The organism is Thermogemmatispora onikobensis (assembly GCF_001748285.1).
Classification (GTDB): Bacteria; Chloroflexota; Ktedonobacteria; order Ktedonobacterales; family Ktedonobacteraceae; genus Thermogemmatispora; species Thermogemmatispora onikobensis.
Window position 1 is genome coordinate 36,200 of the sequence record NZ_BDGT01000034.1, and the last position, 23,058, is coordinate 59,257.

The 23,058-nt window shown below is 60.4% G+C and carries 16 protein-coding genes; 6 read left to right on the forward strand and 10 right to left on the reverse strand.

Annotated elements, in window-relative coordinates; translation table 11 throughout:
* Positions 1-1,133: 1,133 nt before the first annotated feature.
* From BGC09_RS15040 to BGC09_RS15090, 10 genes are all read right to left on the reverse strand, one after another.
* A complete protein-coding gene (locus BGC09_RS15040) occupies positions 1,134-1,514 on the reverse strand; it encodes a hypothetical protein (RefSeq protein WP_069804803.1) in 381 nt (126 codons plus the stop codon).
* A 79-nt stretch (positions 1,515-1,593) separates the two neighbouring features.
* Complete coding sequence (gene coaBC / locus BGC09_RS15045; protein WP_084658950.1) at positions 1,594-2,982, reverse strand: bifunctional phosphopantothenoylcysteine decarboxylase/phosphopantothenate--cysteine ligase CoaBC; 1,389 nt, start codon at positions 2,980-2,982, stop codon at positions 1,594-1,596.
* 282 nt (positions 2,983-3,264) lie between these two features.
* The gene (locus tag BGC09_RS15050; RefSeq protein ID WP_069804806.1) at positions 3,265-6,435 is read right to left on the reverse strand and encodes an FHA domain-containing protein; all 3,171 of its coding nucleotides are present in this window, start codon (positions 6,433-6,435) and stop codon (positions 3,265-3,267) included.
* A 444-nt stretch (positions 6,436-6,879) separates the two neighbouring features.
* Positions 6,880-8,205: a threonine ammonia-lyase gene (ilvA, locus tag BGC09_RS15055; RefSeq protein WP_218104062.1), complete on the reverse strand. Its 1,326-nt coding sequence runs from the start codon at positions 8,203-8,205 to the stop codon at positions 6,880-6,882.
* A 491-nt stretch (positions 8,206-8,696) separates the two neighbouring features.
* Positions 8,697-10,559 carry an AAA ATPase domain-containing protein gene (locus tag BGC09_RS15065; protein ID WP_069804810.1) on the reverse strand — a complete coding sequence of 621 codons (1,863 nt, stop codon included), beginning with the start codon at positions 10,557-10,559 and terminating at the stop codon, positions 8,697-8,699.
* A gap of 11 nt (positions 10,560-10,570) precedes the next feature.
* Positions 10,571-11,707 carry a hypothetical protein gene (locus BGC09_RS15070; RefSeq protein ID WP_069804811.1) on the reverse strand — a complete coding sequence of 379 codons (1,137 nt, stop codon included), beginning with the start codon at positions 11,705-11,707 and terminating at the stop codon, positions 10,571-10,573.
* 219 nt (positions 11,708-11,926) lie between these two features.
* Positions 11,927-12,538: a pyridoxal 5'-phosphate synthase glutaminase subunit PdxT gene (pdxT, locus tag BGC09_RS15075; protein WP_069804813.1), complete on the reverse strand. Its 612-nt coding sequence runs from the start codon at positions 12,536-12,538 to the stop codon at positions 11,927-11,929.
* A 294-nt stretch (positions 12,539-12,832) separates the two neighbouring features.
* Entirely contained in the window at positions 12,833-13,723 is an 891-nt protein-coding gene (pdxS, locus tag BGC09_RS15080) for a pyridoxal 5'-phosphate synthase lyase subunit PdxS (protein ID WP_069804815.1), read from the reverse strand.
* A gap of 255 nt (positions 13,724-13,978) precedes the next feature.
* Complete coding sequence (locus BGC09_RS15085; protein WP_218104063.1) at positions 13,979-14,404, reverse strand: type II toxin-antitoxin system PemK/MazF family toxin; 426 nt, start codon at positions 14,402-14,404, stop codon at positions 13,979-13,981.
* Positions 14,401-14,727, reverse strand: a complete 327-nt coding sequence (locus BGC09_RS15090; RefSeq protein ID WP_069804818.1) for a hypothetical protein — start codon at positions 14,725-14,727, stop codon at positions 14,401-14,403. The genes BGC09_RS15085 and BGC09_RS15090 overlap by 4 nt, the downstream gene beginning before the upstream one ends.
* 366 nt (positions 14,728-15,093) lie before the next feature.
* Here BGC09_RS15090 and BGC09_RS15095 point away from each other — a divergent pair, with 366 nt between their 5' ends.
* The 6 genes from BGC09_RS15095 to BGC09_RS15120 all read left to right on the forward strand — a co-directional run bounded on the left by BGC09_RS15095 (position 15,094) and on the right by BGC09_RS15120 (position 23,046).
* Positions 15,094-15,852, forward strand: coding sequence for a response regulator transcription factor (locus BGC09_RS15095; protein ID WP_069804820.1), 759 nt, complete (start codon positions 15,094-15,096; stop codon positions 15,850-15,852).
* 5 nt (positions 15,853-15,857) lie between these two features.
* Complete coding sequence (locus tag BGC09_RS15100; RefSeq protein WP_084658951.1) at positions 15,858-17,210, forward strand: HAMP domain-containing sensor histidine kinase; 1,353 nt, start codon at positions 15,858-15,860, stop codon at positions 17,208-17,210.
* 380 nt (positions 17,211-17,590) lie between these two features.
* On the forward strand, positions 17,591-19,105 hold the full coding sequence (locus BGC09_RS15105) for a zinc-dependent alcohol dehydrogenase (RefSeq protein ID WP_069804824.1): 1,515 nt from the start codon (positions 17,591-17,593) through the stop codon (positions 19,103-19,105).
* A gap of 140 nt (positions 19,106-19,245) precedes the next feature.
* A complete protein-coding gene (locus tag BGC09_RS15110) occupies positions 19,246-20,571 on the forward strand; it encodes a glycoside hydrolase family 3 N-terminal domain-containing protein (RefSeq protein WP_069804826.1) in 1,326 nt (441 codons plus the stop codon).
* A 147-nt stretch (positions 20,572-20,718) separates the two neighbouring features.
* On the forward strand, positions 20,719-22,083 hold the full coding sequence (locus tag BGC09_RS15115; protein ID WP_069804828.1) for a glycoside hydrolase family 3 N-terminal domain-containing protein: 1,365 nt from the start codon (positions 20,719-20,721) through the stop codon (positions 22,081-22,083).
* A 378-nt stretch (positions 22,084-22,461) separates the two neighbouring features.
* Complete coding sequence (locus BGC09_RS15120; protein ID WP_069804830.1) at positions 22,462-23,046, forward strand: GNAT family N-acetyltransferase; 585 nt, start codon at positions 22,462-22,464, stop codon at positions 23,044-23,046.
* Positions 23,047-23,058: the final 12 nt, after the last annotated feature.

The following is a 23,058-nucleotide window of genomic DNA, read 5'->3' on the forward strand; positions in this document are numbered from 1 at the left end:
CCTGCCCGGCCTCTCATAACTCTCAAAACAGCATCGCAGCCACTGCCATCGTTGCCTTGCTCCCTTGCTCTCTCAGGTTCGGCTCTCTGCTCTCTCTGGCCATCCGCTTCCCGCCATGCTGTTGCATAACCCCGGCCTCGGCCACAATGCCAGGCTCAGGCATTGGACGACAGACGAGCAGATTACTGAGAGTGGGCCTCTCATCCTAGGGTTGGTTGGGTGCTTTTCCCTTTCCTTGATGTCGCGATGCCGCGCTCATCCACCGCACCGGGTCCATCCTTAGAGAAGCCGCCAAAGCAAACAAGACCAGGAAAGCAGAGAGCGCCACGAAGCCAAAAAATGGCAAGCCCTCCTCTGAGAAATATAAACGTTGAGAAAGTCCTGGACTCAAGGGCGAGTTGCCGGGCCTGGGCCTGCCCTGCCCTATCCTGTCGTGGCCGCAACCGAGCGGTCGCCTGGAGGTCTCACCAGCGTCATCCTGATTGGGCGCAGGAGGAGGAGGGAGGAGAGAGAAGCAGGCCGGGCCAAGCGTGAGAAGGAGCGGTCAAGGACAGGAAGAGAAGGGGATGGAGGAGGTTGGAGGAGGAGAGATCGCGCCGGCCTCACGGGCAAGAGATCCCCTCCTTCTCCAGCTTGTCTGCCATCAGAACAGAGCTGAGTCAGAGCCGCACACAATGCCAGAGCGTAGCAGAGCAGGAAGCAGCCAGACGAGAGCCGACTTTCTCCAGCCTGGGGCCTGGCGTCGTCCATAGACCACAGACCAGGAGCGCCAGCTGAGGCGATGCCGGCCAGGCCAAACAAGGCAAAGAGACCCCCAACCGCGGGCCAGTGCAACGTGGGACAAGACAGACCACTGACCCGGAGACAGAGCCATGAGAAGCGCTGAGGGTCTCCGCCAACAACCGCATCCTCAGCAGCGATCATCAGTACAGTACAGTACAGCGCAGCGCACAGCGGCGAGCCCGAGCGGGCGACAGCCCGGCGATCTGACCAGCAGCCAGGCAGCGCGCGCCGTGCTCTCTTCTGACCGTTAGCCACCAGCTCACGAGCGCAGGGCCAGGTGCTCAGCGGGCTTCTTCGCTGACCAGGCAACCAGCTGATCAGGGAAGCCAGGCTGGCATGAACCGGGCGAGCTAGAGAACGAAGCTATCAGCGAGCGGGCTGCGGTTGTTCCCATTCTCCCGCTTCTCACTCAAATTGACCGATTGCTGGCTACCAGTTTGGCGCATAGGCTGAGAGGGGTAACTGGCACTTTGAGCTGTAGCCGGCGTTACTGGAGCGCTTTGGAGATTCTGCAAGCTCTGCAGAGCGGCCTGGGACTGAGCCATTGGCTGATCAGTAGCCAGCTGAATTGTTTTTCCTTCGATCACCACAGCGATCCCGATGCCGCGGCGCAAATCGGCGAGCTGGCGGCGCAGCTCGCGGTTCTCGGCCTCCAGGGCCTCCATCAACTTCTTCTGCTCCAGCAGCAGCTGAGCGATGCCTTCGAAACCAGCACTAGCACTGCGTTCCATAGCAGACTCCTCCTGCGTACTCCGTGTACCCAACAATTCTAAGAGAAAAGCACCCATCACAAAGCCACGTCCTCCCAACTTAGTTCGTCCCCAGCAAAGGGACGATCCGATCCCAGATGGCAGCCGCGACCTCCTCCTTCGGCATGACTGGCAGATCTTCCAGGCCGCCAGCGGCGTGGAAGATATAGACCTTATTGGTATCGGAGCCGAAGCCACTATCGGGGCGAGTCACATCGTTGGCGACCAGGAGATCCAGACTCTTCTGAGCCAGCTTCTGCTGGGCATAGGAGAGCACATCATGGGTCTCGGCGGCGAAGCCAACGCGGATCAGGCGGCGTGGGCGAGCAGGTGTATCCGACGAGTGCGAGGGCGACGCCCCAGGCGCCTCTGCCGGTGACGCTGGCGCAGGGAGAGCCGCAGCAGCGGTATCTGGCTGTGCGGCAGGCAGGTGTGCGAGTTCCTGCAAAATATCGGGATTGCGCACCAGGCGCAGCGTCAGCTCCTCTTCGGTCTCAGACCGGGCAGCGGCGTGCGCGCCCTCGCCGGCCCTAAGCTCCTCCTTCTTGATCTTGCGCGGCGCTGGGGCAGCGGGACGGAAATCGGCCACTGCCGCATTCATCACCAGGACATCAGCGGTCGCGACGGCCCGGCGGACGGCCTCCAGCATCTGAAGGGTGGTCTCCACCTCCTCAAACTCTGCTCCATAGGGAGGAGTCAGCGCCGTGGGGGCGGAGATCAGCCGCACCTGAGCGCCCCGGGCCAGGGCTTCAGCGGCCAGAGCGAAGCCCATCTTGCCGGAAGAGCGATTCCCCAGGAAGCGGACCGGATCAAGTGGCTCACGGGTGCCGCCAGCAGTAACAACGACGCGCCGACCCGCCAGGTCGCCACTGCGGCCCAGCAGCCAGCGCACAGCCCCCAGCAGGGCCGGCGTCTCTGGCAGGCGTCCAGGGCCGATCGCCCCAGAAGCCAGATGCCCTACCTCGGGTGGGACCACATGGGCCCCACGCTCACGCAGCAGGGTCAGATTCGCCTGCGTCGCCGGATGCTCATACATTTCGGCATCCATCGCCGGGGCTAGCAAGAGCGGAGCCCGTGTTGCCAGGGCTACCGCTGTTAGCAAATTATCGGTGATTCCGTGAGCCAGCTTGGCAATCGTATTGGCCGTCGCCGGCACCACCGCCAGTAGCTCGGCAGCGCGCGCCAGCTCAATGTGCAACTCGGCGGCATGCTCTGCCGCCTGCCACAGATCGCTATAGACGGGCCGATGACTGAGAGCAGCGAACGTCAACGGACGCACAAACTCCTCGGCGCGCTCCGTCATGATCACATCAACGAGCGCCCCCGCCTGCTGCAACTTACTCACCAGGTCAGCAGCCTTATAGCAGGCGATTCCCCCGCAAATGCCGACGATAATACGCCTGTTGACTAGCACTTTCCCTGTTGCCCGTCCGCTCGCTCGCTCACTCATTGTTCCCAGAACTGGCCCGGGTGTACCCGGATAAGAACATTGTTACAATAACATAAGGTGAAAAGTGCGATCAAGCAAGATGCCAAGAAGTACCATGCGCCCCTCTTCGCCTTTATGCCCGATATCCTATCGTCGTTTCTCGCTGTTCCTTGCTATGCCTTCACTCTCCAATCTGGTAGGCGAGGCGAGGAGGGTGAGGGAGGCGGCGCGGTCTGTCTATCCGCGCCGCGTGCCCGCCTGTCTGGTCTGGGTTCGTCCCCGAGGCAGCCGCTGCCAGTGCAGCTAGCGCCGCACATCTTTGCGCTTCAGGAAGTAGGCGATCAGCAGGGCAAGGATGACGCTCATCAGGGCCAGGGCAAACCAGGTCAGGAGCAGATGGAAGGCCGCCTCCGCCTGACTATGGCCGTTGTAGGTCGGGAAGAGCGTCCCATGATAGGAGAAGTCGTCGGCACCCAGCTTATCGCCATGCAGCCCAATTGAGGAGCCGAGGGCGGCCATCGCCCAGCGAGCTGCAAAGAAGGAGCCCAGGAATTGCATGAGCGGCCCCTTGAGGGCGAAGATGATGCCCGAGAAAATGACTTGGGGAATGAGCACAATGGGGACAAAGCTCATGGCCCGGTCATTATTGGGAGCGATCGCCGAGATGGTCAGTCCCAGCATGAGGCCCGCCAGCGAGGTGAGGGCCATTGTAATGTAGATCTCCAGGCCGACAGGCAGGAAGATCCCCTGATGGAAGGGAGCCTTCAGAGCGACCATCACCACCAGCACCAGGCTCTGCAGCAGACAGAGCAAGCCCAACACGGCGATCTTCGAGAACATGTACGGAATGATGCCCAGGTTCACTGCCCGTTCGCGTCGATAGATGGGCGCTTCTTTGACGATCTCGCGCGCGCCATTGATACACCCAAACATGACAGCGGCGAAAGCCATGATGAAGAGGATCTTCTGAGCATCGCCGCCCGAGCCAGGGGTAATATAGTAGTTCAACGCCTGATCTTCGGTCAGCCCTTTTTGAGCGAGCAGTGCCTGCCCCTGGGCGGTATGTAGAGCATTCACGACGTTCTGACAGTCATATCTGTTGCCATTGGGAACCGTGATCGGGATGGCTGGCAGGCCCGACGGCGGTGGATTCGTTTGACAGCTGGCGATGCTGCTCGAATCAAAGGTGCCATGCCCGGCCAGGAAGAAGAGGATCAGCCCAATCACTGGCGCCTGCAAGAGCAGAATGAGCAGGTTTCCAACGTCGTTCTTGAGCAACTCCAGATAACGGAAGGAGAGCAGCCAGAACTGCCGCCAGGGATTGCCACGCTTCGGAGGCTTGACGGTGGCAGTCTGGGCAACCGGCTGATTGAGACGGCCCGCCGGCCCCGTGTTCAGCGGCATAGTCACATATTTCTGGTAATCGGCTGATTGCTGGAAACGCTCCGCCGCCTGTTGGGGGACATTGGGGTTGTCATCGCTCGGTTCCAGAAGGCTGTAGATCTCCGCGAAGTCGCTGCGCCCAAAAAACTGTTTGGCCTCCTCGGGTGGCCCAAAGTAGGCCAGGTAGCCCCCTGGGGCCAGAAAACAGATATAGTCGCAGACATTGATATTGGTCGTGGCATGCGTCACCAGAATAATGGTGTGGCCCTTGTCGGCCAGGCGACGCAGCAGCAGCATCATCTTGCGGTCCAGTCCGGGATCTAGCCCCGAAGTCGGCTCATCCAGGAAGAAGACGCTGGGATTCGCCAGGAGCTCCATCGCGATTGAGACGCGCTTGCGCTGGCCTCCGGAGAGCTTGCTCACCAGGAGGTGGCGCCGATGGGTCATTTCGACGTCTTCCAGCACCTCTTCAATGCGCTTCTGAATCTGCTCGTGGGTGAAATCTTCGGGCAGGCGCAGCTTGGCAGCATAGTAGAGCACGCGCTCCACCGTCAGGTCGCGATGGACGATGTCATCCTGGGGGACATAGCCCAACTGCGTGCTGAAAGCAGCCAGATTCTTGTAGTAGTCCTGGCCGTTGTAGAGGACCAGCCCCTCCTGGGCCGGTCGCAGCCCATTGAGAGCATCCATCAGCGTCGATTTCCCGGCCCCCGAGCCGCCGACGACGGCCACGAATTTGCGCGGCGGGATCACGAGCGAAATGTCTTGCAGTAGCAGCATGTGATGCGTGCCGTAGCGCTTTAGATGCAAGGCGTCGATACGAATGCTGCGGCTCTCGTCGTGCTGCGTCAGTTCCGTGCCAGTATAGACCAGCTTGAAAGGGCCGATGCGAATCTCGTCACCGGGCATCAGGAGGCGCTGGCTTACGCGCTGGCCGTTGACGTAGACATGGTTGGTGCTGCCGAGATCGACGATGCGATAGCTGCCATCGGCCAGGCGCTCCAGACGAGCATGATGGCCCGAGACCTGGGGATGGCTGAGGACAAGCATGTTATCACGATGACGCCCGATCGTGATGACTGGCGCTCCCAGAGGCACCGGGTGGATCTCGGGCAGCATCTCCTGTACCTGGCCACTGCCATCGTTGTAGGCCAGGGTGACCAGGGAACCATGCTCGTCGCCGATGCGGAAAATATCGCCTCGCTCTAGCGGCTTGCGAAACTGCTCGTCGCCACGAATACGCTGGCCACGGTAGAGCAGGCCATTGAGCGTTCGCCCGCGCGCGGGATGCGGATGCACAATATAGGGCTGGTTGCCATCAAAGACGATCTGGGCATGGAAGGCCGAGATGATAGGCTCTGGAATGACAATATCGTTGGAGGGATCGCGTCCAATGCTGATGACCGGCTTATTGAGCGGGTAAACCAGCTTTTCCCGCCGCACATTGCTGCTGATCTCCAGGGACGGCACGCCCGGGGATGCCTGGGCCCCCCCTGCACCCGCGCTGACCATCCCCGCCAGCTGGGCCTTGAAAAGCTCGGAATCAACCCGCTCAGTCCGTCCTTCGCCTGCCACCGGTACCGCTCCGGCAGGCAACGGACTCGGACCCGGCCCCGAGATTGGCGCTATCCCCGGCTGCGAGCTGGGAACTGGCGTCGGCGTCACCACCGGCTGCGGCTGCCCGGCATCGCTCTTGACTACTCCCCCTCCGCTAGCAGGCAGCGAGACCCCCCCAACGCCTCCCCCACTGCCACCACTATTCCCAGCTTGCCCAGCCGTTACCAGAAAGAGAAAGGTCGTTCCCGGGCCAAGCCCGATCGTGTCTCGATCATGAATGGTCTCCCGCTGCACCTGTCGCTGGTTGACGGTCAGCGTATTCTGAGAACTCAGCTTTTCGATGACCCAGATCCCGTTTTCACAGAGCAGACGAGCATGCTGGCGCGAAACCGTCGGGTCAGAAATCACAATATCGTTGCTCGGCTCGCGCCCAAGGGTAGTGACCGCTTTGACGATTTGCACCGTCGTCCCCGCCAACGGGCCGGTCAGAAAACGCAGGCTGGCCAGGCCCGGAGAACTGTTGACAGCATCCATGATCTTCCCCGGCTCCTTCTCTTGAGACTGCTTGATCTCGCTGCAAGCTCTTGTTCATTCCTCGGTTAACACTCGCCTGCCATTATAGCGGAGCAGACAAAGCATAGCAATTGGCTTCTTCATGAAGGGGCTTCACTCACGCCAGAGCCGGCGATGGCAATCAGGACGCCAGGAAGTCAAGACAGCCAAGGCGCATCACATCATTTGCACCTTTGCCAGGTCCCTTGCTGACCGTTGCCCTGACGCTCCGCAGCCAGTCCCGGCGAGAGCAGGAACCCATCTACCTATAGAGCTTAACGCGGCACTAAGGACATTCTGGAGGAGAATCTGCGAAGTGATGGGGAAGGAGAGGAGGCCCAGGCATGACCAGCCTGGAGCAATCGCTAACGCTGACCCCAGAACTCCGGACCTACGATCGAACGGTAGGAGCGCAAGACACCCGACCTAATCCAGCGACTGCGCCTCCTCCACAACGTAGCCAGCAGCACGCAGACGCTCGAGCAGCTGCTCACACTGGGTCCGATCACGTGTCTCCAGCGTCAGCGTCTCCTCTCGCTGCATAATTGGCAGGTGACTTGATATACGCTGATGGCGCACATCGATCACATTGATACGCATATCGGCGATGATACCTAAGAAGCGCATTAACTCACCGGGGCGATCTTCCAGGCGGGTATGGATCACAAAATAGCGACCGGCGGCGGCCAGGCCGTGTTCAATGAAGCGGCCTACCAGGTTGATGTCGATATTGCCCCCCGTAAGGGGAACCAGCACCTTTTTGCCCGGCAGCTTGACAGTACCGCTCAGCAACGCGGCCACACCGGCAGCACCCGCTCCCTCGACCAGCATCTTGCAGCGCTCCATCAAGAAGAGCACCGCGCTGATAATCGCCTCATCGTCAACCAGGACCACATCATCGACCAGGCGCTGGATGAGAGAGAAGGTCAACTCGCCAGGGCGCTTGACCGCGATACCATCGGCGACCGTCGTAATGGCCGGCAGCTCCAGCAGCCTGCCAGCATCGAGGGAACTACGACAGCTAGGGGCGCCGGCAGCCTGCACGCCGATAATCGTGATGTTGGGGCGCAAAGCACGGGCGGCGATAGCAATACCAGCGATCAAGCCGCCTCCACCGATGGGAACCAGGATAGCATCGGCATCAGGAAGGTCGCTGAGCATCTCCAGGCCAAGTGTCCCCTGGCCGGCGATGATATCAGGATCATCAAAAGCATGGATAAAGGTGGCTCCTGTTTGCTCCCGCAACTCCAGGCAACGCTGATAGGCATCATCGTAAGTAAAGCCATGCAGCACCACCTCGGCCCCATAGCCCTGGGTTGCCATCACCTTTGCCAGGGGGGCCGTCTCCGGCATCACAATCGTACAGGGGATCTTATGCTGGGCCGCGGCAATGGCCACGCCCTGGGCATGGTTGCCGGCGGAAGCCGCAATCACGCCGCGCTGATAATCCTGCTCGCTCAGACGTGAGAGCTTAAAGCTCGCCCCACGAACCTTAAACGAGCCAGAGCGCTGCATATTCTCAGCCTTCAAATAGACCTCCGCGCCGGTCATCTCCCGGAGCGTGCGCGAGGGAGTTAACGGAGTATGGTGCAGCAGCGGTTTCAGAAGCTTGTACGCCTCCCAGATATCGGCGATCGTCACGGGGAAAGTCGCAGAGGACGACAGGATAGCGGCAGGAGTGACCGAAGGCGTTCCTCCCCTATCTACGGGCTCGCCGGTACCAGTGGCATGATCATCGTTCATAACGCGCATAGGTGGCATAGTTCCTTTCGCAGAATGTTGGACCTGACCACAACAGTGTGGCTGGCGCCTTCCTTCTCTCCCTGGCCTCTCCTCTTCACTCCCGCTCACTCCTCTGCCCTCAGCGCGGCGCTGCGCTGGGGTGCGGGCAATGGATGCTCTTCTTTCCCTTCCACGGAACCATCCTCAGCCTTGCCAGATTGACCGGTCTGCCTGCTTCCTGTCAGCCATTGACGAGTCAGGCTCGCATGCCACTCATTCGCCTCCTCCGAATTGGGGCTATTATAGCGCAGCGTTAGTCTGAAGCGCAAGAGGACGAGGGAGGAGAGAGGGGGGACCTGCCCCCGGGCCCGGCGGCAGCGAGGCAGACGGACAGAGGGAGGCGCGGCAGCGGGCAGCTCATCCTTCACTCACCGTCCTACGCCTGCAGCTGGTCGTATCGGCGAGCCGATGAATGAGCGGAACGAGTGGACCCGTGCCGCGCCGTCGTCGAGCATGATCCTTTAACTGCGGAAGATCTTCACGCGCCGATTCGGCTCCTTGCCCCGACTACGCGAGAACAAGTTATAGCGGCTGGCGAGCTGATGCTGTAGCCGGCGCACATAGGCATTAGCCGGGGCCAGTTCGGCGGCGGTCAGCCCATGATTCAGGAGGCGATGAATAGCGTCCTCCGCTTCCAGAAGAGCGCGCCGGGTCTCTTCATCCTGAGCCAGGCCGGCTAACGAGCCAGGGGAGCCGGAGCCTCCCTCGTCGTCCTCCTCCTCGGGGAGGGCGAAGATGCGCGCCAGAGCATGCTGCATCTGGGCCACCGTATTATTCTTCAGAATAATAATCGTCTTTTGATCATCGGCGGCCTGCTGCAAGCGTTCGGGCTGGCGGCGATAGTAATTCTTGAGCGTGATAATGGCATTGGCCTCATTCTCGTTCTTTGTGATGATCACTGGCACCCCGAGCTGGCGGGCGGCCTGTTCCAGGCGATCACGATTGACCCCGAAGGGATAGATACGGATCGGCCTGGGAGGAGAGAGGGTGAGAGCCTGCTGAGAGTCCTCCTCGGTGGTGAGAGCCTCCTCCGAGGTTGAGGCCAGAGCAGGAGCGGTACTGCTCAGGGTTACCAGGTTGGAGCTAGAGGGCGAGCGGCGCAGATTGGCAGCCAGGCCACTAGGCGCGAGTGCTGGCAATGGTGACTGTCCATTGCGGCGCAGCGGCTCAGCCGTGGCGACGTCGCGCCAGGTCACCTGGCCGAGTTGGCGCAGATTGTTCCAGCCGCCCGCCGAGCGTTCGAAAGGGAGATAGCCCCCCTGGCGTCCGGCGAGCGAGCCGGAGCCGCTGCCCCAGGCAGGCAGCTCCATCCCACCGATCGTCACACGGCGCACCGAGACCCGTCCTGTCTCCTCATCGCGCGTTCGCACCTCAGCGATCACCGGCTGGCCGCGCAAGAGATTGTCCACCGTCTCGGCCACATCGCGGTGGACGATCAGCTCCTGCCAGCTCTGCTGCTCCACCACGACATCGAAGGTAGGCGGAGCTTTACGCTCCAGGATGCTCTTCTGTGTATGGCGTCGACGAGCCTCCTCATCGCCGAGTGTCACCGTCTGGATACCGCCCACCAGGTCGGAGAGCGTGGGGTTAACCAGCAAGTTACTCAACGAATTGCCGTGCGCCGTGGCAATCAGCTGGACGCCACGTTCTGCGATCGTTCGCGCCGCCTGCGCTTCCAGCTCCGTCCCGATCTCGTCGATCACGATCACCTGGGGCATATGGTTCTCCACAGCCTCGATCATGACCGCATGCTGCATCGAGGTATGAGCCACCTGCATACGGCGCGCGCGCCCGATGCCGGGGTGAGGGATATCGCCATCGCCGGCAATCTCGTTGGAGGTATCCACCACCACCACCCGCTTATTGGCCTCGTCGGCCAGCACGCGCGCGATCTCGCGCAGCAGCGTCGTCTTGCCTACGCCCGGGCGACCGAGGATAAGAATCGACTGGCCCTGCTCGACGATGTCGCGGATCAGGGCAATGCTACCCAGCACCGCGCGGCCAATGCGGCAGGTCAGGCCGACTACGCGCCCCTTCCGATTGCGCAAAGCGCTAATGCGGTGAAGCGTGCGCTCGATGCCGGCCCGATTATCATCGCCGAACTCGCCGATGTGCTCAACGACATATTCAAGATCGGCATAGGTGATGGGCTGGTCGCTCAGGATCACCTCTCCATCCGGGAAGCGGGCCTCGGGCAGACGCCCCAGGTCCATTACGATCTCTAGCAGCTCACCGCGGTTTTCCAGGCGGTCGACCGCTTCGTGGATGCTGGGGGGCAGAGCCTCCAGCAGAGCCTCCAGATCGTCAGTGATCGCATTGTGCATAGACAGTTTAATCACCTCATAGTCTGGCGTGAGTTGGCCGTACCCAGACCCTTCACGCCATAGATTACTCGTTGTTCTAATGCAGGAACGACGCGCTGTCTCACAGCCAGATAGGCCATGTGGCGCACAAGCAAGACCCTGGTGGTTTTTGGCGCGAAGCCGCTGGCGCGCAGAGCATTGATGACGGCGCCCTCATACTCGCGCACCTGACAATAGATCGGACGCTTGTCGCTCTCCAGCAGGCGCTGACAGGCGAAGCGAACGAGCGGCTCAGCCAGATCAGCATACTCTGGGTGAACAATCAGCGAGAGCTGATGTGGCCTGGTACCACGTCCCCGGCGCAACTGCAGCCAGGCGCCCAGGCGCACCCCCATGTCACAGACGTAGGTCTCGCACTTGCGTCCAAGGGGCAGGAGTCCTGAACGCTGCGAGCCGACGAGCAGGCGGGCATACTCTTCGCTATTCTCCAGCAACTCGGCCATCTGCACGCGCTGGGGAGTAACGGCGCGATAGAGCTGGTGCAGGCCCCAGACATGATGACGGCTCCAGCGCTGCAGTGAGGCCAGCTCCTGCAGGCACTCGGCTGGAGTCGAGCTGAGTACGAGCCCGGGGGAGGGCGGCCTGGTTTTGGGCGAGGTGCTGACGACCTCCGCTTCGCCGGGTCCGGCGGCCTCGTTCTCATCTTCCCAGCCAAAGACATAGGTGAATTCGCGCGTATAGCGCTGGAAGCCGCTGCGAGCGAACAGCTCCAATTCCGGCAGCGCCTCCTCGACCCTGGCGAAGACGCGCAGCACGCCGTGGGAGGCGGCCATCTCCAGGACATAGTCAAGCAGGGCTGTGAGGACATCTTCGCCGGAGAAGGCGCTTTGGAGCATTGAGGCCAGATAGGTCAGCTCCCACATCGTTCCCGATGGGCGCTCGCGTACCTGGGCAAATCCTAAGATGCGCCAGCGATCTTCACACAGCCAGGTACGTGCAACCGGATCGAGAGGAAAGATATTGCGCAGGAGAGGAGGCCATGAAGCACGGTGCTCCACCGGTTCCAGCCAGCACACGAAGTTCGCCAGTGCGCGCTGTCGCATGCGAGCGCGCTGATCTAATGCGTAGATGATTCCCGGTAGGTCAACATAGGGTACCGGTCGTATCATCAGTGCTCCTGCGCCAAGCAGAGGCAGATCTTTCTACTTCGTCCACGCTCAGTGGCGCGTGCCAGGCCCCGCGCGCCCGCTTCTTCGGTTCCTGTGCTCCCGCTCCGCCGTTGAGTGACCCTGCGTCTCTCTGTCGTTGTCATTGTCGCTATTGTCGTCGTCTTCTGGCACGGAGCGGATAGCGAGCGGGGCCTACCGCCTGGTCGCGTCGCCACGCCTCTACTTCCGAACGCTCTGTACTAGGCGGAGAAAGTAATGATGGAAGCGCGGATCTCTGGAAACCTCCGGGTGAAAAGCGGTACCCAGCCGGTTGCCTTCGCGGACAGCGACGATGGTTCCATCATCGAGCGTTGCCAGCACCTCTACACCCGGGTCTACCTCCATAATGGCTGGCCCGCGGATGAAGAAGGCATGAAATGGTGCTTCACCCAGCACGGGTATCGACAGATCAGTTTCAAAACTTTCCCGCTGACTACCGAACGCATTGCGACGGACAGCGATGTTCATCACAGCCAGTAGCGGCTGGCCTTCCAGAGCGTTGTCCGTCTTTTTGGCCAGCAGAATCAAGCCGGCACAGGTTCCCCAGACGGGGAGTCCCTGCTCAATCAAGGTTTTCAGCGGCCTATCGAGGCCATACTCAACCATCAGCTTGCCGATAGTGGTGCTCTCCCCACCGGGTATTATTATACCATCTAAATCGGTCAGATGCTCAGGGAGTTTTACGGCGCGTGTTGCCACACCCAGCTTGGAAAGCGCCTTCAGATGCGCCTCGAAATCCCCCTGGAGAGCCAGCACACCGATCAGCGGTCGTTCCTGTCCATTGTGGATCATCGTCTACTTGCGCGGTGCCCGGTTTGCCCACGCTGCCGTTGCACCGCCCCCTCCTTCCTTGGTTGTGCTGCACAGACTCTCTGTTGAGAGAGAACGCCCATGACCGTCGCTTTTCATCCCGCTTTCAAAAAAGAGGCTCCGCCGGCTCACCTCGCTCTGGGAATGAGGCGCTGAGCCGGCGGAGCGGACGGGACTGCGCTCCCGCAGCCTGGTGGCTCCTCTGCTCTCTGACTATTGCCTTGCGCTCCGCCGGCGAGCCAGTCCAGACTCAGGTCGCTCTCCCCTCATCAACGGCTACCAGCCACGGCGGGCCATCAGCTCCTGCTCAGGCAGCGTGTCGAGGTTGATGCCCACCATTGGCTCGCCCAGATCGCGCGAGACCTCAGCCAGGATCTGGGGATTATCGAAATGGGTGGTCGCCCGAACAATGGCCCGGGCCCGCTTGAGTGGATCGCCGGACTTGAAGATACCGGAGCCGACAAAGATGCCTTCCGCCCCCAGACGCATCATGAGCGCGGCATCCGCCGGTGTGGCAATGCCCCCCGCCGAGAAGTTGACGACGGGCAGCTTGCCGGTGCGAGCGACCTGACAAACGAGCTCGTAGGGGGCCCCCAGGCGCTTGGCCTCGGTCATCAGCTCTTCCTCGGGAAGCATCTGCAGGCGCCGGATGCCATCCTGGATGGCGCGCATATGACGCACCGCCTCCACCACATTGCCGGTGCCGGCCTCGCCTTTGGTGCGGATCATGGCCGCCCCCTCGCCGATGCGACGCAGGGCCTCGCCCAGGTCGCGCGCCCCACAGACAAAGGGTACCGAGAACAAATGCTTATTGACATGGAACTGCTCGTCGGCAGGCGTGAGCACTTCCGATTCATCAATGCAGTCAACGCCAATGGCCTGCAGGATCTCCGCCTCGACGAAGTGGCCGATGCGGCACTTGGCCATGACGGGAATAGTGACCGCTTCTTTGATGCGAATGATCCGTTCGGGATCAGTCATACGCGCGACGCCGCCCTGAGCGCGAATATCGGCGGGTACCCGCTCCAGAGCCATGACCGCCACAGCCCCAGCCTCCTCGGCGATCTTGGCTTGCTCTGGATTGACAACGTCGCAGATGACACCGCCCTTGAGCATCTCGGGGAAGCTGCGCTTCACATCAACCGTTCCGACCGTTCTCTGCTGCATAGGTGATCATCTCCTGCGGTCTTGCCTGAACATCTGGTCTTCATTGTAGCACATTGGCGGTTGGCCCACACCAGCCAATCCAGACAAAGGAGATCAGCCAGAGGGAAGGGGTCCAAAGAGGCACGAATGCCACCAGGGCCTGCACCAGGAGAGCATAGAGCAACACCGACGTTGTGCCGCTCTTGTGGGTTGTGAGGGCTTCCTCTGCCCAGGGGCCAAGGGTCGAGGACCTGGGCCACTCTCCTCCCCAGTTGCTCAGGAGAGGAGATCAAGGCTAATTTTGAGCGCCATGTCGACGCGCGCGAGTTCCTCCCTGGTGATGCTCCCACGCTTACGGATCAGGCGCGACTTCTCGATGGTCATGATCTGCTCACACTTCACATCGGTGAAGTCGGTCAGTCCGTTTTCAGGCGTTGGCGCGATGCGCACGTGCAGGGGCAGTTCACGCTCCGTACGGCTCATCGAGGCAACAATCGTCAACGGATAAGTGGGGGAGGCGTTACCTCGATCATTTTGGATGATTAAGGCAGGGCGGACACCCTGCTGCTCCGCGCCGCGCCCGGGAGACCAATTGACATCCCAGATCTCGCCGCGCCTGGGACTGGGCATTTCGCGTATTCGGTTGGTAGAATCCTCGCTATGGCTGGGGCTGGGCGATGCTTGCCTGGCCTCATTACTCATGCAACGATACCTTCACGCCCGGCCTCAAAATAAAATCGGGCTTCTTCGAGAGTTTCAGGGAGAGATCCTAGATAAGCATACGCTTCGTCGAGGGAGTGAGTCAAGGAGGAAAGTGCCTGTTCGCGTTTCTGGAGGATTGCCTGACGCAGTTGCTGGTAGTTATCCCGGCGCATTAGTTCCATAATTGTCTCCACAACATCCCCGAGGGAAGAGTCCAGTTCCATCGCCAGCGCTTTTAGCTCCTGGTGCTGGGTCAACGGAATTTGAATTGACTTGCGGACGAGGTGCTCATGACGATAGAAGTCGGGATGCACAACTGCCATGAATCTGCCTCCTGCTGATTACGTGAGCCGTCTCTATCAATACCATTGTAATGAGTCCCCTCTCACTTGTCAATCAATGTGCAGCGCTCTTAAGAGTTTTTTAAGGCCGCTACCATTAAACAGGATAAGACAATGAGAAATACTTTGCCAAAACGCAAGACACTTCCGTTCTTTTGCTGAAACTCTTCTATCGCCTTTCTCGTGGGAGGGATAGGTGAAAAACCTACGGTGGCGGCCAAAGCTGCTGAGCTTGAGCGGACCATCGGCGCCGGGTCCACTGGAGCCACCCTTGCTGGCACATGCCTTGCACTCCTGCTGTCTGGTAACTATAATGAAAATTGAATCCTACCCAGAAGGATGCAAGCCATGCCGCAAGTGGTTCACGAACGCACCGATCAGGAGAAACGGCCCCTCAAGGCGCTGGTGATCGACGACGAGCAGCCGATTATCGAGTTCATTAAGCTGGGTCTCCACTACGAGGGCTTCGAGGTGGTATCGGCCCCCGACGGCGAGCAGGGAGTGACGGCGGCACAGCGCTGTGATCCCGATATTGTTATTCTGGACCTGATGCTGCCGGATATGGATGGTCTGGAGGTTTGCCGTCGCTTGCGCGAGAATCCAGTGACAAGCGATGTGCCCATCTTGATGCTGACGGCCAGAGACGATGTGCGCGATCGGGTGCTGGGTCTCGATAGTGGCGCCGACGACTATCTGACGAAGCCTTTCAGCTTCGAGGAGCTGGTCGCACGCATACGCGCGATCCTCCGCCGCCTGCGCCGCAGCGGACACGGTGAGCACCCTGGCTCTCCCGACTCTGCGCATATTCTGCAGTTCGAGGACCTCTGGATGAATACGGCTACGCGCGAGGTTCGTCGCGGCAATCGCTCTATCGAGTTGACGGCAACAGAATATAATCTGTTGCACCTGTTTATGACTCATCCACGCCAGGTGCTGGATCGGCAGACGATCCTCAATCGTGTCTGGGGATACGATTTCCTGGGGGAGACGAATATTATTGAGGTGTATGTGCGCTATCTGCGCGAGAAGATTGAAGATACCCCCAGCTCCCCCCGGCTGATTCAGACGGTGCGCGGGGTCGGCTATATTCTGAAAGGCCAGGGATAGCTGCTATGCCAGCCGAGCGAGGGACGGTAAGGATACGCACGGAAGGAGCTCCCGATGGGTCCCCAGATCACAAGAAGATGATGAAGGAGCCATTAGCGGAAGGAAAGATGGCTCAGGAAGGGCAGACCAGTGAGCAGACCAATGGTCAGGCTGAGGCGCGGGCTTTGGCCGCTCTCCAGCGGCCTTCCCTGACCAGCGGTCCCCTATTGGCTACTTCTGTTCGCCTGCCGCTTGATCGTTTGGGTCTGCGCCTGGCTCTCCTGCAGCTCGCGATTCTGGCCCTGGGTCTGGCGTTGATGGCTCTGCTGCTGTTCTTGCTCGTTCATGTGAGGTCGCTGAATACGCCGCTCGCCTTCGTGTGCAGCTACGGGCTGCTGGTGCTGCTGCTCGGAGGCTTGAGTACGCTGGCAACGGCCCTGCTGCTGCGCCCTTTGCAGGAGCTGGCTCAGGTCGCTCAGGCCCTGGCCAGGGGGGATTTCAGCCAGCGTGCGTTGCTGCCCTCTTCCTCTGCGCCTCCAGCTTCCGATGAGCTGACTCGTCTGGGTCAGAGCCTCGATGCGCTCGCTGGCCAGGTGGAGCTGGCCACGGCTCACCAGCGCGAGAGCGAGGCTCGCGTCCAGCGTCTCCTCAGTAGCGCTTCTCACGAGCTGCGCACTCCTTTGACATCGATTCGTGGCCTCTCGGAGGTGCTGCTGCGCGGCCCGATGGAGAACCCCGAGCTGCTGCAGCGTGTTCTGCGCTTGATTAAGAATGAGTCCGAGCGCATGACCCGCCTGATCAACGATATGCTGACCCTGGTTCGCCTTGAGGAGGGTCGCCCTCTCCAGCTACGCACAGTGGATCTGGTGGAGCTGGCCATTGAGAGCGTTGAGCAGGCTCGTCTCTTCGCCGGTGAGCAGGGCCCTCGGATTCAGCTGGAGCTGGCCACTCAGGAGCGGCTGGTTGTCCACGGCGATATGGATCGTCTGAAGCAGGCTCTGGCAGCCTTGCTGGACAATGCTGTGAAGTATGGGCGCCCTTTCCCCGAGGGCCAGGTGATCGTCCGCCTGGATCGTCACGCCGACGTCGGTGAGGTCCAGGTGATCGACAATGGGCCGGGCATTGCTTCCGAAGATCTGCCTTATATTTTTGAGCGCTTTTATCGCGGTCGCCATATTCCGCCGAGTCGCGCGGACGGTAGCGCGATCCCGGGGGCTGGCCTGGGATTGGCCATTGCGAGGGCGATCGCCCGCGCTCATCAGGGCGAGGTGAACGTGCACAGCGAGCAGGATCAAGGGTCGGTCTTCACGCTGACTTTGCCTTGCCTGTCCGGTTCGCCAACCCGACCGCTGCCGTCGACGAATGGAACGGAGCCGTAACAAGCATCCCTTCGGCCTCAGCATGATGCTGGCTCTCGTTACTTCCGCTTTGCCTTGCTTCTGTCCCCTCGCTCATCCCCAACTCCCTTTTGATTGGCGCCGGCAGAGAGCGATAGCTCTACTATAGGCCGGGCCCGGGTGTCACCGCCGTTGCCAGCTACCAGCCGGTCGACTTCTGGCCCCCTGCTCTCCTGGCGAGGCTGACGATCTCAAGAGCATTGACCGCGCATTGCGCACATGGTACACTGCCTTCGATCGCTGCAACGCTGCTTATGAGGATGGGCTGCCGCTCAGGGAGTGCAGAGAAGCAAGCAGGTAATCGATGAGCGAAAATCTGAGCGGCCATGTGAGCTGAGCATGCGCGGTGGAGGGCTACCGCTATGTGGATGTCAACCCTGGATCTTGACCCCAAACGGGCCATCGTGACTTCGCTGCTGGGGCGCTTCTGGCGGGGAGCGTATTTTTCATCGTTTGCTCCTCTGCAGGTCCGAAATCTGCCTCGCCGCCCCTTGCCGGCTCCCGACTGGGTGCGAGTGCGCAACCGCCTGGCAGGGATCAGCGGCAGCGATCTGGCTCTGATTGCTGCCGATGTTGATCCGCGAGTGGCGGCGGCTTTGGCCGGTCAGCAGTTCTATCCGGGCCATGAGGTGGTGGGTGAGGTGATCGAGGTGGGCGATGCGGTTCAAACCTTGCAGGTGGGCAATACGGTAGTGCTGCAGTATGCCCCTCACTGCCTGACTTCGGGCGCGCAGCCTCCCTGCCGGGCCTGCGCCGCCGGGGACTATAACCTGTGCGAGCGAGCCTATCAGCCCGGACCGGCACAAATTGGCTCGGGTTGGAGCGAGGAGATGCTGGTTCATGAGCGCCAGCTTTTCCCTCTCCCTGAGTCGCCCGAGAAACCAGGGGAACCCTTGCTGAGCGACGAGCAGGCAGTGATGTTAGAGCCAACGGCGGTAGCCCTGCATGCTGTGCTGCGCTGCCCGCCGCAGCCCGAGGAGCGGGTGCTCATTATTGGAGCAGGCACGATCGGTCTGTTGACGCTTCAGGTGGTGCGGGCCCTGGCACCCCAGGCAGTCGTGGGGGTGATGGCCCGCCACGCCTTCCAGGTGGAGCGAGCCACTCGTTTGGGCGCGAGCCATATTATCTATCCCCAGGACCGCTATCGGGAGGTGGCACGCATCACGGGCGCCGAGCTGGTCAGCGGTCCCCTTGGTCAGCCGATCGTACTGGGCGGCTACGATGTGATCTACGATACGGTGGGCCATAGTCAGACTATTCAAGATGCCCTGCGCTGGACACGCGCCGGCGGCACCGTGGTCCTGGTCGGGCGCAGTCTTCACCGCCTGCACCTGGACTTGACCCCGGTCTGGTCACGCGAGGTGAATCTGCTTGGCTCGCTGACGCACGGGCAGGAGTATTGGCCCCCAGAGCAGCCAGGCCGCCGCTCAACTTTTGCTGTCGCCTGCGAGTTCATTGCTCAGGGCTTGCTGGCTCCCGAGCAGTTGATTACCCACCGCTTCGCCCTGACTGACTATCGCCACGCTCTGAGTACAGCCATGCGGCGAGCCCAGACGCGCGCGATTAAGGTGATCTTTGACTACGCGCTGCAACCGGCTCTGGTAGTGCCTAATGTGCGCGCATCCCGCATGCGCCGCCGCCAGGCCCCTCCAGCTCCACTGCACCTGCCTCGCGCCACTGCGACGACAGGCTCGCTGCCCCCACAGGAGAGCGACAACGAGACCGAGGCCTTCGGTCCACCCGCTGTCTCACGCCACACCCCTTCCTCTTCCCACGATGTAACAAATCCTCCTTCCCGCGCGTTAGAACTAGAGAGAGAGGAGCAGGAATCAGCTCCAGGTCCTTTTTCCGAACGCGCTGATGATGCTCGATTTTAAACATTTGTTGATAACGTTTTTATAATAGATACGCAGCATGGTTTCTATTGGGAGTCTTTATGTCTTTGTTCTCGAAAAAGTCTGTCAGAAGTTCTCCCTTTTTAGCAGACGCGCCAGCCGCGCTGCCCAGGAAGAGCGAGGTGCCAGGCAACCAGGCACGCGCTCAACGCCAACGGCGCCCTGCTCGTCTACGACTCTTTCTCGGCATTGGCATGCTTGTGCTGGCCAGTATCATAGCCGGCGGTGCGCTTTTTGCCTATTTTAACGCGGCCTATCTCTTCCCGGGATCGCTCCCCTCCTCTGCGGGGTCCGGCCCTTTCGCCAGCGACCCCTCCGGACCGTTCATCGCTTCTCCCTATAGCCCGGCTCAGATCAACGCCTTGCGCCATCTGAGTGACCGGATGTCCTACAAGCAGCTCGCGAGCCTCTACGTGTCGCGGATGTCCCTGGACGAGAAGCTAGGCCAGCTGATCATGGTGGAATACGCCGACGATTACTACTCAGCTGACCTGGACAATATGATCACAAACTTGCATGCCGGGGGCGTCATCCTCTATGAGTTTCAAATGCAGAGCTTTGCGCAGACCAAGCATGATATTGCCCTGATGCAACAGCATGCTAAAATTCCTCTGCTGATCTCTACCGACGAAGAGGGCGGCCCTTACGTTCATCGCCTCTCGCACATCTATGGTTCACGTCCCTCAGCCTGGGACATCTACCAGTCGGGGAGCGTGGCCTATGCCTCCCAGCAGGGTCATAAGATGGCTCACGATCTGCTGGCACTTGGCATCAACGTCGACCTGGCCCCAGACGTGGATGTGATGCTTGTGCCAGGCTATGACACGGTGACCCGAACCTTCGGTACAACTGCCCAGGATGTGATCAAGTACGCTGGTCCTTTTATGGCCGCTATGCAGCAGGACGGCCTGATAGCCTGCATCAAACACTATCCCGGCGGCCTGGGCAATACGACAGAGGACGCCCACAAGACCTTGCCTTCCGATAACCGCAGCGTCAGCCAGATCTACTCGACCGAGCTGGCCCCTTATAAGTATTTTGCCAACGCCTCTAATCCGTACATGCGTCCGGGGATGATCATGTCAACCGATGTGCTGATGCCCGCGATTGATCCGAAGTGGCCCGGCGAGCTGTCGTATCGCTTTATGACCCAGATCCTGCGCCAGGAGTTCGGCTACGACGGCGTGGTGATCACCGATGCTCTCTATATGGAGGGCATCGCCCAGCAATGGGATATGCCCCAGGCCGCTGTGCTGGCCCTCAATGCCGGTAATGATATGCTCCTTGGCCCCACAGGTAGCGCGCAAACGCTGGCCATGATTAATGGCCTCAAGGCGGCGCTCCAGGATGGACGGCTCTCGATCCTGCGGGTCAATGAGGCAGTGACCCGCATCTTGGCCCTGAAGATGCAGTATCATCTGATGCCCGCGGTTCCTCCTACGGCCTAGGAATCGCCCTGCTGATGTGCTCCATGCTTCACTCTGGCTTGCTCGTTCGCTCGTGCAGCGCCACGATGAGTTACTGATGACTTTTATCGCTTGTTGTATTCACTAAAATAAGAAAAAATGCCAAGCTAATGCGGGAGTCTCCTGGCAATGTTCACAGACAGTCCACCCCCGATTGTGGCCTCTCACCCACAAGAGCGCCAAGAAGCCGCAGCCAGGGCTGCGTCTCCTCTTCGACCGCAGCCTCGTCGCCGTCGGCGCCTGTTGTCTATCCTGCGCCTTCTGCTGGCGAGCGGCGGAGCACTGCTTCTGCTGGCCACGGCTCTGTTGGGCAAGGGAGACACGCCGTGGCTGCCGCGGCAGGTCAGCCAGCTTCAGGAGACGCTGCTGGCCGGCCCATTCATTAGCAATCCGCTGACTCCCGCGCAGGTTGAGGCCCTGCGCCATCGCGAGGCCTCTATGAACGAGCAGGCTCTGGCCCGTCTGTACCTGACCCATATGACGCTTGATCAGAAGCTCGGCCAGCTCTTCATGGTCCAGTATTACGGGACAACCTACTCGGCGGACCTGGAGACAATGATTCACGATCTCTACGCCGGTGGCGTGATCATGTACGCCGCTCAGATGCGCACCTTCCAGCAGACGCGCGCTGATATCCAGCGTATGCAGGCCCGGGCCTGGATGCCGCTCTTCATTTCGGCGGACGAGGAGGGTGGCTTTGTCGAGCGGATCAACAATATCTATGGCCATCGGCCCGGCGCCCTGGAAGTCTACCAGACGGGCAAGGTCAGCAATGCTGCGGCCCTCGGTCATGGAATTGCCCACGATTTAAAGGCCCTGGGGTTGAACACCGACCTGGCTCCTGATGTTGATGTGCCAGTTGTCAATGGTCCTGATCAGTATCTGCGCACGTGGGGCTACACGCCACAGTCAGTAATCGACTACGGTGGGGCTTACCTGCGCGCCGTCCAGGGGGATGGAGTCATCGCCTGCCTCAAGCATTTCCCGGGCCTGGGCGCCGCCCAAAGCGATGCGCACACCGACCTGCCAGTGATCAAGCGTAGTCGCGAGCAGATCTACAGTACCGAGCTGGTGCCCTTCAAACACTTCATCCAGTCATCTCAGTCGCTGGACCATCCGGGCATGATCATGACAACCGACCTGTTGATGCCGGCACTCGATCCTGTCTGGCCTGCGGAGCTGTCGCCAACCATTGTGACAGGCATTCTGCGCCATGAGCTGGGCTATGACGGTGTGGTGATCACCGACGCCCTTTATATGGAAGGCATCGCCAAGAAATGGAACCTGCCAGAGGCCGTGGTCTTAGCTCTGGCGGCGGGCAACGATATGATCCTGGGCGTGCGCAGCTCCTACGATCTGCGCAGCGCGGTGGCCGCCCTTAAGGAGGCCCTGGCCAGCGGACGGCTCTCCCAGAGCACCATCGACGCCTCCGTCACACGCATCATTGCCTTGAAGATTCACTACCATCTCTGGCCCGTTCCTCGCTTCGCTTAGAGCCAGGAGAAGCGAGCAGCTCAGCAAGCTTAAGGAGATCGAGACCTTGCAGCAAGCCGATCGGTCCCCGCTGCCTGTCCAGGCGGAGGAGCCAGCAGACAGGTCAGTAGACCAGGAAGGCAGGAAGGAAGGCCAGGACCTCCCCACCGGCCCACCCCTCTGGTCCTAGGGACCGGCCCCGCGCGTTGTCGGCCTTGGGGGACTATGCTATACTGGACTGGCACTAGCCGATTGTGCCAGGATACTCAGCTCAGCTCAACTCAGCAAAGAACAGGTCTAGCACGTTTCTCCTGCCCGCCACGCCCTATCTCCCCGGAGCGTTAGCGCGCTCAGCAGCAGGCGTGGCGCGCACCAGTCTATCCCAGGAGTGAGAAGACGATGGCTGAAGAGACTGCCCAGCTCCAGAATCCCTTTCTCGTCGGCGAGCGCGTCTACTTGCGCCCGCTGGAACCCGGCCAGGACAATCATCTCTACGCGACCTGGCTCAATGATGAGGAGATTCGCCGTTATTTTTCCGTCTATCCGACCAGCGATGCTCGGGCTAAGGAGCGCCTGGAGCAGCTGTATAGAGATGGCAAACATATTATCTTTGGAGTAGCGCTTAAAAGCAACAACCGCCTGATTGGTCTTGTTGGTTTAAAGGACATTAATTATATTAACCAGACAGCCGAGTTCTATATTATCATTGGCGACCGCGCGGTCTGGGGCCAGGGCTACGGCACCGAGGCGACCAAACTGATGATCCGCTATGGCTTCATGGAATTGAACCTGAATCGTATTCAGACGCAGGACATGGAGGAGAATATCGGTGGCTGGCGGGCAGACGAGAAGGCTGGCTTTAAATACGAAGGAACCCTCCGTCAGGCGATTCTGCGCTTCGGCAAATATCACGATGTTCGTGTCTACAGTCTACTCAGAAGCGAATATCTTGAAAGACAGCAGCAGGAGAACAAGGGAAGTTGAAGTTCGTGAGAG

What these genes read in the sequence shown, in the direction of transcription:
- coaBC (WP_084658950.1), bottom strand. Translation starts at nt 2,982, where the DNA reads ATGAGTGAGCGAGCGAGCGGACGGGCAACAGGGAAAGTGCTAGTCAAC.
- ilvA (WP_218104062.1), bottom strand. Translation starts at nt 8,205, where the DNA reads ATGCGCGTTATGAACGATGATCATGCCACTGGTACCGGCGAGCCCGTA.
- pdxT (WP_069804813.1), bottom strand. Translation starts at nt 12,538, where the DNA reads ATGATCCACAATGGACAGGAACGACCGCTGATCGGTGTGCTGGCTCTC.
- BGC09_RS15085 (WP_218104063.1), bottom strand. Translation starts at nt 14,404, where the DNA reads ATGAGTAATGAGGCCAGGCAAGCATCGCCCAGCCCCAGCCATAGCGAG.
- BGC09_RS15040 (WP_069804803.1), bottom strand. Translation starts at nt 1,514, where the DNA reads ATGGAACGCAGTGCTAGTGCTGGTTTCGAAGGCATCGCTCAGCTGCTG.
- pdxS (WP_069804815.1), bottom strand. Translation starts at nt 13,723, where the DNA reads ATGCAGCAGAGAACGGTCGGAACGGTTGATGTGAAGCGCAGCTTCCCC.
- BGC09_RS15120 (WP_069804830.1), top strand. Translation starts at nt 22,462, where the DNA reads ATGGCTGAAGAGACTGCCCAGCTCCAGAATCCCTTTCTCGTCGGCGAG.
- BGC09_RS15115 (WP_069804828.1), top strand. Translation starts at nt 20,719, where the DNA reads ATGTTCACAGACAGTCCACCCCCGATTGTGGCCTCTCACCCACAAGAG.
- BGC09_RS15065 (WP_069804810.1), bottom strand. Translation starts at nt 10,559, where the DNA reads ATGCACAATGCGATCACTGACGATCTGGAGGCTCTGCTGGAGGCTCTG.
- BGC09_RS15105 (WP_069804824.1), top strand. Translation starts at nt 17,591, where the DNA reads ATGTGGATGTCAACCCTGGATCTTGACCCCAAACGGGCCATCGTGACT.
- BGC09_RS15090 (WP_069804818.1), bottom strand. Translation starts at nt 14,727, where the DNA reads ATGGCAGTTGTGCATCCCGACTTCTATCGTCATGAGCACCTCGTCCGC.
- BGC09_RS15050 (WP_069804806.1), bottom strand. Translation starts at nt 6,435, where the DNA reads ATGGATGCTGTCAACAGTTCTCCGGGCCTGGCCAGCCTGCGTTTTCTG.
- BGC09_RS15100 (WP_084658951.1), top strand. Translation starts at nt 15,858, where the DNA reads ATGCCAGCCGAGCGAGGGACGGTAAGGATACGCACGGAAGGAGCTCCC.
- BGC09_RS15095 (WP_069804820.1), top strand. Translation starts at nt 15,094, where the DNA reads ATGCCGCAAGTGGTTCACGAACGCACCGATCAGGAGAAACGGCCCCTC.
- BGC09_RS15070 (WP_069804811.1), bottom strand. Translation starts at nt 11,707, where the DNA reads ATGATACGACCGGTACCCTATGTTGACCTACCGGGAATCATCTACGCA.